The organism is Streptomyces milbemycinicus (genome assembly GCF_002154605.1).
GTDB classification, from domain to species: domain Bacteria; phylum Actinomycetota; class Actinomycetes; order Streptomycetales; family Streptomycetaceae; genus Streptomyces; species Streptomyces milbemycinicus.
The window spans coordinates 1-11,128 of record NZ_MUNE01000175.1; the positions used below are offsets into that span (position 1 = coordinate 1).

Annotated in this window: 9 protein-coding genes and 1 riboswitch; of the genes, 7 read left to right on the top strand and 2 right to left on the bottom strand. The window is 70.9% G+C overall.

Going from position 1 to position 11,128, the window contains the following annotated elements; all coding sequences use genetic code 11:
- From CCN51_RS15555 to CCN51_RS15575, 5 genes are all read left to right on the top strand, one after another.
- A partial coding sequence (locus CCN51_RS15555) for a prenyltransferase/squalene oxidase repeat-containing protein (protein ID WP_281262463.1) occupies positions 1–900 on the top strand: 900 nt, incomplete at its 5' end.
- The gene (locus CCN51_RS15560; RefSeq protein ID WP_014173862.1) at positions 897–1,826 is read left to right on the top strand and encodes a hypothetical protein; all 930 of its coding nucleotides are present in this window, start codon (positions 897–899) and stop codon (positions 1,824–1,826) included. The genes CCN51_RS15555 and CCN51_RS15560, both read left to right, overlap by 4 nt.
- On the top strand, positions 1,823–2,989 hold the full coding sequence (locus tag CCN51_RS15565) for an energy-coupling factor transporter transmembrane component T (RefSeq protein ID WP_014173863.1): 1,167 nt from the start codon (positions 1,823–1,825) through the stop codon (positions 2,987–2,989). The genes CCN51_RS15560 and CCN51_RS15565 overlap by 4 nt, the downstream gene beginning before the upstream one ends.
- Positions 2,986–4,635, top strand: coding sequence for an ABC transporter ATP-binding protein (locus CCN51_RS15570; RefSeq protein WP_014173864.1), 1,650 nt, complete (start codon positions 2,986–2,988; stop codon positions 4,633–4,635). Before CCN51_RS15565 ends, CCN51_RS15570 begins: the two co-directional genes overlap by 4 nt.
- A complete protein-coding gene (locus tag CCN51_RS15575; RefSeq protein WP_043486192.1) occupies positions 4,632–5,456 on the top strand; it encodes an ECF transporter S component in 825 nt (274 codons plus the stop codon). Before CCN51_RS15570 ends, CCN51_RS15575 begins: the two co-directional genes overlap by 4 nt.
- Positions 5,457–5,598: 142 nt before the next feature.
- Here CCN51_RS15575 and metE read toward each other — a convergent pair whose 3' ends face one another.
- Entirely contained in the window at positions 5,599–7,917 is a 2,319-nt protein-coding gene (gene metE, locus CCN51_RS15580) for a 5-methyltetrahydropteroyltriglutamate--homocysteine S-methyltransferase (RefSeq protein ID WP_014173866.1), read from the bottom strand.
- 166 nt (positions 7,918–8,083) lie between these two features.
- A riboswitch (cobalamin riboswitch) is annotated at positions 8,084–8,302 on the bottom strand.
- 991 nt (positions 8,303–9,293) lie between these two features.
- On the opposite strand from metE, the gene CCN51_RS15590 reads away from it, so the two are divergent.
- Complete coding sequence (locus tag CCN51_RS15590; RefSeq protein ID WP_014173869.1) at positions 9,294–10,079, top strand: ABC transporter permease; 786 nt, start codon at positions 9,294–9,296, stop codon at positions 10,077–10,079.
- Between the two features lie 29 nt (positions 10,080–10,108).
- On the opposite strand, the gene CCN51_RS15595 is transcribed toward CCN51_RS15590, so the two are convergent.
- Positions 10,109–10,636 carry an ATP-binding cassette domain-containing protein gene (locus CCN51_RS15595; protein ID WP_245881626.1) on the bottom strand — a complete coding sequence of 176 codons (528 nt, stop codon included), beginning with the start codon at positions 10,634–10,636 and terminating at the stop codon, positions 10,109–10,111.
- Here CCN51_RS15595 and CCN51_RS57365 point away from each other — a divergent pair.
- Positions 10,611–10,787, top strand: a complete 177-nt coding sequence (locus CCN51_RS57365) for a hypothetical protein (protein ID WP_245881627.1) — start codon at positions 10,611–10,613, stop codon at positions 10,785–10,787. The genes CCN51_RS15595 and CCN51_RS57365 overlap by 26 nt on opposite strands.
- Positions 10,788–11,128 lie beyond the last annotated feature (341 nt).

Genomic DNA, 11,128 nt, shown 5'->3' on the forward strand with positions numbered 1-11,128 from the left:
CTCGCCGAGGCCGTCGGCCGCGACCCCCGCGACTTCGGCGGGCACGACCTCATCGCCGCGCTCGACAAGGCCGTATGCCCCAAGCCAAGCACCGCACCCGACCGCTCCTGCGCCGCCAAGGGCGCCTACACCTACGCCCCGTCGGTGTTCGCGCACTCCCTGGCCGTCATGGCGCAACTGCGCGCGGGAGAGAAGGCAGCGGCCAAGGAGCCGATCACCTACCTGGAGAACCTCCAACAAGGCAGCGGGGCCTGGCCGAGCCTGATCCCCTCCACCAACGACTCCGACGTGGACTCCACCGCGATCGCCGCCATGACCCTGGACCTTGTGGGCGGCGACCAGGCGGACAAGGCCGTGGACAAGGCCCTGAAGTGGATCGCCTCCAAGCAGCTGCCCGACGGCGGCTTCCCCGGTGCGGCCGGCAACTCCGTCAACTCGGCTGCCCTCGCGGTACAGGGCCTGTCGTTGGACGAGGACAGGTACGTCGAGGAGATCGCCAAGGCGCGCAAGTTCCTCGCCTCGCAGCAGAACTCCGACGGTGGCTTCAACGTCGCAAAGGAAGGACAGCGCGGTTCCGACCTGCGCGCCTCCACCCAGGCCGTGAGCGGGGCCACCGGCATCTCCTTCGCCGAGCTGAAGCGCGGCTTGAGCGGTACGTCGCCGCAGCCCACGCCGAGCCCGAGCGGCAGCGCCCCGGACATCGTCACCCCCGGCGACACGGGCGGCGGCGACGGCGGGAACACTGCCGACGGCGGCAGTGGCGGCAACGGCGGTGGCGCCCTGGCCTCCACCGGCGTACAGATCGGCGCGCTCGCGGCGATTGCCGCGCTCCTGGTACTCGCCGGCTGGCGCACGGCACTGGTCGCGCGCCGCCGCGCGGACACGGAGGGCGGACGATGATCCGCTCACGTCTTCTCGCCGTGGTGGTCCGTGCGGCGGTGGCGCTCGGCCTGACGGCCGCCGCCCTCGGCGCGACCGCCGGGCCCGCCGCTGCCGCCCCCCAGCCGATGGGCCGCTGTACGACCACGTCCGGTGTGGTGCTCGCGGTCGACTTCAGCGACTGGGGTGGCCCGATCTACCGCTCCTGTGGTACGACTCCCACCACCGGCTACGAGCTGCTGAACCAGGGCGGCTGGCGCACCACCGGCACCGGGCACGACGGCCCGGCGTTCATCTGCCGCATCGGCTACAGCGGCTACAAGAACGGCAAGCAGTACCCGACCCCGGCGCAGGACGACTGCGTCCTCACCCCGCCCGCCTCGGCCTACTGGTCGTACTGGCACGCCGACCCCGGGGACAACGACTGGAAGTACAGCCAGCTGGGCGCCATGCTCTACAAACCCAAGCCCGGCAGCGTCGATCTGTGGACCTTCGGCGGCACCAATATCGAGGGCACAGAGGGACGGCCCACCGTCACCCCTGATCAGCTGCGCGCCCACAACACCCGGCCGCAAGGTGACGTGGGCAAGCCCCCGTCCAGCGACAAGGCGTCCGCGCTGCCGCCGGACGTCGACACCGGCCCGGCGCCCGAGCAGCGGACCAGCGAGCCGCCCACGTCCGCCGCGCCCGAGCCGAAGAAGCCCAAGCCGAGCAAGAGCGCGCATAGGAAACCGACCCCGACACCCAGCCCGGCGGCCGGTGCCACCGCGAACCCCTCGGCCGTCGCGGCGCCCAGCTCCGGCACCAAAGTGGTCGACGCCGCACCGGCCGCCGACGCCCGGCACGACTCCGGATCGATCGTGCCCGTGGTCACCGGCGCGGCGCTCGTCCTGGCGATCGGCGGCGCGGCGGCGTTCGTGGCGCGCCGACGCCGCCGTACCGAGTGACCGCGGTGGCCCGTACGACCGTGGAGGCGTCCGCCGTCCCGTCCGCGCCATCGCGGGACCGGGGCGGCCGTCGCCTGCCACGCATCCTGCACCCGGTGGCCTGGTGGGTGTGGGCACTCGCCCTGGCCACCGCCGTCAGCCGCACGAACAACCCGCTGCTGCTGTTCCTCGTACTCGCCGTCCTCGGCTACGTCGTCACCGCACGGCGCACGGAGGCACCCTGGGCGCGAGGTTTCAAGTACTACCTGTACCTGGCCCTGACGGTCGTGGCGATCCGGGTCGTCTTCCGCGCCGTGTTCGCCACCGGCACCACCCCACGCGACCACTTCCTCTTCTCCCTCCCGCACATCCCCACGCCCGACTGGTACGCGGGCATCCAGATCGGCGGGCCTGTCTCGCTGGAGGCAGTGCTCTCGGCGGCGACCGACGGGCTGCGGCTGGCGTGCATGCTGTGCTGCATCGGCGCGGCCAACACCCTCGCCAACCCCAAGCGCGCCCTGCGGGTGCTCCCCGGCGCCCTGTACGAACTCGGCGTCGCCGTCACCGTCGCCATCAGCGTGGCGCCGCAGCTCGTCCAAAGCGTGCAACGCGTCGCCCGCGCACGGAAACTGCGAGCCGGACGCACACAGGGGCTGAAGGCGCTGCGCGGCATCGTGGTCCCGGTCCTGGAGGATGCCCTGGAACGCTCACTGCGGCTGGCGGCAGCGATGGACTCCCGCGGCTACGGCCGGGCGGGCACCGCGACCCGCCGCTCCCGCCGGGCCACGGGCGCGCTGATGCTGCTGGGCATGTGCGGACTGTGCACCGGAGCGTACGGGCTGCTCGACGCCACCGCGCCCACCTTCCTCGGCCTGCCCGCGATGGGACTGGGGACCGCGCTGTGCGTGGCGGGCCTGCGGCTGGGCGGGCGGCGCATCACCCGGACCACCTACCGCCCCGACCCGTGGCGCCTGCCGGAGTGGGCCGTGGCTGGCAGCGGCGTCGTGTCCGCCGTCCTGCTGTTCAGCAACCTCGGCTACGACCCCGCCCAGCTCAACCCCACCTTCTACCCGCTGACCTGGCCCGACCTCCCCCTGGTGCCGACCGCCGCGATTCTGCTCGCCGGAACGGCCGGCTTCCTCGCCCCACCGCCCAGCCCCGTCCAGAGAGCCGACGCGCCGTGATCACCTTCGACCAGGTCACCGTCCACTACGACGACGCACCCGAACCCGCCCTGCGCGACCTCGACCTCACGGTGGAGGAAGGCGAACTCTGCCTCGTCATCGGCCACACCGGCGTCGGCAAGTCCACCCTCCTCGGCGCCGTGAACGGGCTCGTGCCGCACTTCACCGGGGGCACGCTGTACGGCCGCGTCACCGTCGACGGCCGCGACACCGCCCACCATCCGCCCCGCGAGCTCGCCGACGTCGTCGGCGTGGTCGGCCAGGACCCCATCGACGGCTTCGTCACGGACACCGTCGAGGAAGAACTCGCCTACGCCATGGAGCAGCTGGCGATCCCCCCGGCGACCATGCGCAAACGCGTCGAGGAGACCCTCGACCTGCTCGGCCTCGCCGACCTGCGCCACCGCGCCCTGCACGAGCTCTCCGGCGGCCAGCAGCAGCGCGTCGCCATCGGATCCGTCCTCACCGCCCACCCCCGAGTCCTGGTCCTCGACGAACCCACCTCCGCCCTCGACCCGACGGCGGCCGAAGAAGTCCTCGCCGCCGTCACCCGGCTCGTCCACGACCTCGGCGTCACCGTCCTCATGGCCGAGCACCGCCTCGAACGTGTCGTCCAGTACGCCGACCGCGTCATCCACCTCCCCGGCGACGGCCACGCTCGCATCGGCCCGCCCTCCGACATCCTCCGCACGTCCACGATCGCGCCCCCGATCGTGGAACTGGGACGCGCCGCGGGCTGGTCTCCGCTGCCGCTGTCCATCCGCGACGCCCGTCGCGCCGCCGCGCCCCTGCGCTCCCGCCTGGCCGACCACCCGCCCGGCCCCGTACGGCCGCTCCCGGCCGGCGACCGGCCACGGCTGCTGACCGCCCAAGGTATTACGGTCACCTACCGGGGTGTCCCCGCCGTGCGGGAGGTCGACCTCGACCTGCATGCGGGCGAGGTGACGGCGCTGATGGGCCGCAACGGTTCCGGCAAGTCCTCCCTGCTGTGGGCCCTCCAGGGCTCCGGCCCCCGCCGCGCAGGCACCGTGAAGGTACACGACAGCCAAAGCGGCACAGACCCGCACGCCGTGCCCGCAGCCCGGGCCCGCCGCCTCGTCGGCCTCGTCCCGCAGACCCCGGCCGACCTGCTGTACCTGGAGAGCGTCAAGCAGGAACTCGACCAAGCGGACACCGAGTCGGGCGCCGCAGTGCGGGCTCGGGCCGTCCTGGACCGCCTCGCGCCCGGTATTGACGACGCCACCCACCCGCGCGATCTGTCGGAGGGGCAGAAGCTCGCCCTCGTCCTCGCCATTCAGCTCTCGGCCGCGCCCCGCGTCGTCCTCTTGGACGAACCGACCCGCGGCCTGGACTACCGCGCGAAGACCGAACTGATCGGCATCGTGCACGCGCTCGCCGCGGAAGGCCGGGCGGTCGTCATCTCCACCCACGACGTCGAGTTCGCCGCCCGCGCCGCAGACCGCGTGGTCGTCATGGCAGAGGGAGACATCGTCGCCCACGGCCTCACAGCCGAAGTCATCGTCTCCTCACCCGCCTTCGCTCCTCAGACGGCCAAGGTCCTCGCACCGCTGCCCTACCTCACGGTCGACCAGGTCACCAGCGCGCTGACGGCAACGGCCGGAAGCGACGAAGGGAAGAAACCATGACTTCGCGCGTGGCCACAGCCATCCGGCTCACCCCACGCGTGGGCATCGTCATGACCATGGCCGCATTCCTCGGACTGGTCGCCTTCTTCTGGCCGTTCGTCGTCGCACCGGGAACCTTCGGCTCGAACTACGCACCCACGCTCATCTTCGGCGTCCTGCTCCTGCTCGTCCTGTGCGTGGTCCTCTCCGAGATCGCCGAGGGCGGCATCGACTCCAAGGCACTCGCCATGCTCGGCGTCCTGTCCGCCGTCAACGCGGCCCTGCGCCCCCTCGGCGCCGGAACCGCCGGCATCGAGACCGTCTTCTTCATCCTGGTCCTGGCCGGGCGCGTCTACGGACCCGGCTTCGGCTTCACCCTCGGCTGCACCTCGCTGTTCGCCTCCGCGCTCATCACCGGAGGGGTCGGACCGTGGATGCCGTACCAGATGTTCGGCTGTGCCTTCGTCGGGATGCTCGCGGGTTTCCTCCCCCGGGCGAGCGGCCGACGAGAGGTGCTGCTGCTCGCCGTCTACGGGTCCCTCTCCGGCTTCCTCTTCGGCTTCCTCCTCAACCTCTCCTTCTGGCCGTTCTCCCTCGATCCCGACAGTTCCATCGCCTACCTGCCCGGCCTGCCCTTCACCGAGCAGTGGCAGCGTTACATCGCCTTCGACCTCGCCACGTCCCTCGGCTGGGACACCGGTCGTGCCGTCACCAACTTCGTATGCGTGATGCTGGCCGGCCCGGCCGTGCTGACCACCTTCCGCCGCGCTGCCCGCCGCGCCCGCTTCCGCGCCCCGGTACGGTTCGCCGCCCCGCCAACAGCCGCGTCCGGACGCCGCTGACCGGAGACGGAAGCACGACGTGGCGCACGCGGCGGGGTCAGTAGAGCGCCCGGCTGCCTCCCCGCCTCTGGCGCGGTCGCACGGCTCGTCCGCGTCGGGGCCGGGGCGCGCGAGACGCCCCGGCCCCTCCAGGGAATCCGCGTCAGGGCGCGGACAGTTCACCCCGGACCGTGCGGGCGGCGGCGACCAGGTTCTCCAGGGAGGCGCGGGTCTCGGGCCAGCTGCGGGTCTTCAGGCCGCAGTCGGGGTTGACCCACAGTCGTTCGGCGGGGATCGCTTTGAGCCCGGTGCGCAGCAGTTCGGCCGTCTCCTCGGCGCTCGGTACGCGGGGTGAGTGGATGTCGTACACGCCGGGTCCGGCTTCGCGCGGGTAGCCGTGGGCGGCGAGTTCGCGGGCGACCTGCATATGGGAGCGGGCGGCCTCCAGGCTGATGACGTCGGCGTCGAGGTCGTCGATGGCCTGGACGATGTCGCCGAACTCGGCGTAGCACATGTGGGTGTGGATCTGGGTGTCCGGCCGGACCCCGCTGGTGGTCAGCCGGAATGCCTCGGTGGCCCAGGCCAGATACGCGGCGTGGTCGGCGGCGCGCAGGGGCAGCGTCTCGCGCAGGGCGGGCTCGTCGACCTGGATCACCGAAGTCCCGGCTGTCTCCAGGTCGTCGACCTCGTCGCGCAGGGCGAGGGCGACCTGGCGGGCGGTTTCGCCCAGGGGCTGGTCGTCGCGGACGAAGGACCAGGCGAGCATGGTGACGGGGCCGGTGAGCATGCCCTTGACCGGTCGCGGGGTGAGCGACTGGGCGTATGCGGTCCAGTGCACGGTCATCGGCTCGGGGCGGGAGATGTCGCCGGCGAGGACCGGCGGGCGGACATAGCGGGTGCCGTAGGACTGGACCCAGCCGTGCTGGGTGGCCAGGTAGCCGGTGAGCTGTTCGGCGAAGTACTGGACCATGTCGTTGCGTTCGGCCTCGCCGTGCACCAGGACGTCCAGACCGGCCTTCTCCTGGAAGGAGATCACCTCCTGGATCTCCGCCTTGACGCGCTCCTCGTAGCCGGCCGCGTCGAGCCGCCCCGCGCGCAGGGCGGCGCGGGCGGTGCGCATCTCGTCGGTCTGCGGGAAGGAGCCGATGGTCGTCGTCGGCAGCGGGGGCAGGCCGAGGTGGGCGCGCTGGGCGGTGGCCCGTGCGGCGTACGGCTGGGAGCGTCGGGCGTCGACCTCGGTGACGGCGGCGGTGCGGGCGCGGACGGCGGGGTCGCGGGTGATCGGGGAGTGTGCGCGTGAGGCCAGGTCGGCCCTGTTCGCGGTCAGTTCGGCCGTGATGGCGCCGGTGCCGTGTGTCAGGCCCTTGGCGAGGGTGACGATCTCACCGGCCTTCTGCCGGGCGAAGGCGAGCCAGCGCAGAATCTGCGGGTCGATGTCCCGCTCGACGGCCGTGTCGAGAGGGACGTGCAGCAGGGAGCAGGAGGCGGACACGTCGACCCGGTCGGCCAGCCCGAGCAGGGTGCCCAGCGTGGACAGGGACTTCTCCAGGTCGTTGACCCAGATGTTGCGCCCGTCCACGACACCGGCCACCAGGCGCTTGCCGGGCAGCCCGCCGACGGCGGCCAGCGCGTCCAGATTCCCCGCGGCGGCCCCGGTGAAGTCCAGCGCGAGCCCGTCGACCGGAGCCTTGGCCAGGACGGGCAGGGCCTCGCCGAGCCGGTCGAAGTACGAGGCGACCAGCAGCTTCGGGCGGTCGGTCAGGGCGCCGAGATCGCGGTAGGCGCGGGCGGCGACGTTCAACTCCGCCAGGCTGCGGTCCTGGACGAGGGCCGGCTCGTCGAGCTGCACCCACTCGGCGCCGGCCGCGCGCAGGTCGGCGAGGACGTCGGCGTAGACGGGCAGCAGCCGGTCGAGGAGGGTGAGCGGTTCGAAGTCGGCGGGCGCGCCGGGCGTGGGCTTGGCCAGCAGCAGGTACGTCACGGGGCCGACCAGCACGGGGCGGGCCGCCAGCCCGAGGGCGACCGCCTCCTGACACTCGGCCACCTGCTTGGCGGAGTCCGCCGAGAACACCGTGTGCGGGCCCAACTCGGGCACCAGATAGTGGTAGTTGGTGTCGAACCACTTGGTCATCTCCAGCGGCGCCACGTCCTTAGTGCCGCGCGCCATGGCGAAGTAGCCGTCGAGCGGGTCGGCGGCCACGGCGTCCTGGTGGCTCGTGGGGATCGCCCCGACCATGACGGTGGTGTCCAGCACGTGGTCGTAGTACGAGAAGTCACCGGTCGGGACCTCGTCGATGCCGGCCTCGGCGAGTTGCCGCCAGTTCGCGGCGCGCAGGTCGGCGGCGGTGGAGCGGAGGGCGTCGGCGGTGACGCGCCCCTTCCAGTAGCCCTCGATCGCCTTCTTCAGCTCCCGGTTCTGTCCCTGCCGGGGGTAGCCGTACACGGTGGCCCGTGCTGCCGCGGCTGCGGGCTTGGTGGTCACGGAGATCTCCTTCGCGAGATGAATCCCTGAGATCCCGGCAACGGGACGAGAGCGCGAAGGGTGACGGAACCGGACCGGAACGATCTCGCACGGCCATGCGCTGTCGTCCGGCTGGTATGGTCGCCGACCCGCCCTCGAGGTCACCGGGATGTCCGCGCACGAGTCGTTCGCGCACGGGCAACGGGCAGGTCTTCGGACTCACGGGCACGTCTCGTCGTACGAGACACCTACTGGCCGTCGCTTCCCAGACCCTTGACGGGCCCAGTGCGTATGACGGCGGTCGTTCCCGCTCACCGCTGCGGGGCAGTCCCGGATTCCCACCGGGTTCCCTCTTACGACGCATCCCGCCTGGCGGACGGGGCGAACCAGCTGCGCACGCAAGCCTACGGGGTGGTCCGGGGCCACGTCAGGTCATGTCCAGCGTTCGGATGGTGAGGTGGCACACCTGGCCGACGCGGTTGAAGCAGACCGAGAGGGGGAGCCGCCGCACGCGCGCTTCCCATCATTCCCCTGCGAGCAGCCGCCGTATCCCTCGTCCAACGGGTGACGTCCAGGCCCCTTAGCCCGGTCGCGCCAGGTTGCTCAGCGATGGCCTTGATGACGAGCTGTCCCACGTTCACCTTGAGATCAGCCTCGGCAGCCAGACGGTCGTAGTCGCCGTACATGTCCTTGTTCGCTGCGTACAGGCGGGTACGCAGCTGAGGCAGATCCAGGAGCAGCGGACCAAAGGCTCCATGACGCTCTTCTGACCGCGTGGGTCCGTGCAGACGCAGTCGGTCCTTAACGTAGTCGTCGAGCGTTTTCACAGATGACCTAGCCAACTCCGCCAAAGCAGCCCCCGGCTTCTAACTCCAGTTCTTTCAGCAGCTGTGCGTCTTCGCCCTGGGCCACCTCAGGGACATGTCGGAGTTGGATGATGACGCAATGTCATAGAGCCGGTCCAGCGGGGCTTGGACTTCTGACTTCGTAGGGATGTGGTCAGCCACGAAAAGAAACAATGAGAGCAGATAGAGGTAGCCAGCCGCCAGGGGCGTGCGAAGCTCCCGGAAGCCGGGAAGCAAGGAAGCAAACACGTGATCATGGTCCCCCCTCCCGGTCCTGAGAGCCCCGAACACGCGGGGCGTCTCGTGTCGAGCACCGTCCTGCGGCGTCGTCCATGCTTTCGCCCGAGCGATCGTGATAGTGGGTGAAGACAATAAGTCCCGCAAAGGGTATGCGCCGATAAATGAAATTATGTGATTCCAGATCCGGCTGCGTATGGACCCCGAGGCGGACGGCTCGTCGGACCCGGGTTGGCTACACCGGGTGGTCGACGGGGGCATGCGGAACGCGTGACGGGCTGTCGTGCGCTGCTAGCGGCATTTACGGTGAGCCACGTGACGCTGAGCGCAAGATCCCTACTGCCGGTCAACCTCACCCTTGGCGTGCTGTTGGTAGTGCTGCTGGCCGTGGCCGCGGGGGTTGCCTACTGGTTTCGTCTGTCCCCCAATCACTCCGCCAACCGTCCGCGGGAGATCGTGGTTGCAGGCGTGCGTGCGGCAGCGCAGCTCGCCGCTGTGTCCGTGGTCATCACCTGGGCGGTCACCAACTTGGCGGGTCTGGCAGCGTTCCTGGTCGTGATGTTCAGCGTCGCTGTGCGCACGGCGGGCCGACGGCTGACCAGCAACCGCACCTGGTGGTTGACCGCCGCACCGATCGCCGCCGGCGTCGTCCCCACGGTGGCTGCGCTGCTGCTGACGGGACTGGTTCCCGCGAAGGGCCTTGCGCTTATCCCCATCAGCGGCATCCTCATCGGCGGCGCCCTGACGGTAACGGTGCTGGCGGGCCGACGCGCCCTGGACGAGCTGGAACTTCGCCGGGGTGAGGTCGAGGCGGCGATGGCTCTGGGGCTCCTCGACCGGGATGCGCGAATGGAGATTGCACGGCCGGTCGCGTCCGACGCGTTGCTGCCGGGGCTGGACCAGACGCGCACAGTCGGGCTGGTGACGCTCTCCGGGGCATTCGTGGGCATGCTCCTGGGCGGGGCGAGTCCGCTTATGGCCGGGGCCGTTCAGCTGTTTGTCCTGATCGCCCTGATGGCGGTGCAGGCCATTGCCGTTGCTGTGACCGTCGAACTCATCGCTCGGCATCGTCTGTTCCGTCCTGGGTCGCGGGGCACCTGACGTCCGCGCCGGGGCCTCGTACCAGAGTTCTATTCGGCGGGCGAACACCCATGCTCGAGGGGAGCAGCGCTGGCGGGCATCTGGACGGCTGGGCGAACCTGACCGTCCTCGATGTGGTGGGTGGTGCGAGCACAGGCGGTCACGAGGTCGAGCTCGTTGGCGACGCGAACGAGCGTGAGTCCTTTCTCCGCTTGCAGACGGGTGAGCAGATCCATGATGGCGTCGGTGATTTCGGGATCCAGTGCGGAGGTGATCTCGTCGCACAGGAGCAGGTCCGGCTCTGCAGCGAGGGCACGCGGGATCGAGGTGCGCTGACGCCGACCGCCGGACAGCTGGTGCGAATAGCGGCGGGCGAAGTCGCCGGGCAGCCCGACGGCTTCGAGTAGAGCGGCCACGCGGTCGGGGACGTCCTCCTTTGCGGCGGTGCGGCGGTGCGGCGGTGCGGCGGTGCGGCGGTGCGGCGGTGCGGCGGTGCGGCGGTGCGGCGGTGCGGCGGAGCCGCAGGGGCCTGCCGAGTGCCGTGCCCACGGTATGGCTCTCCTCCAGACCGACGACACCGCACAGCCGACCTGGCGCCGCGGCTGGACATGCGCCGTCGCTGCCGCGCTGCTGTGCTGTCTCGCACTCTCGGCCGCGACGGGCGTGGACGCCGCCGAAGACTTGCACCTCAACGGGCACATCGCACAGACCCGGACCGAGCCGCGTTAATGCCCTCAGCTCGCCTTCGTGGTCCTCTCGGTCGGCCCGGTTCTCGGGCGGGTTCGATCGGCTTCCGGTGTGAGAAGTGCCGGTTCTGCATCTCGGAGAAGTGGTACAGCGACAGCGGGTGTGCGCTGAGCGAGTCGGAAATCCCTGGCGCCGTAGGCCCGGCGGATCAGCTGGAGGAGGTCACGGCCGGTAGGCGGACGACCAGGCGCGCTCCGCCGAGGCCGCCGTCATCCGGTGTGGGGTCCTGGCCGGCGTAGGAGGTGCCACCGTGTGCGGTGATGACCTTGCTGACGATGGCGAGGCAGGCGGTTCGGGCCTCGGCCTCGCCATCGTCAGCAAGG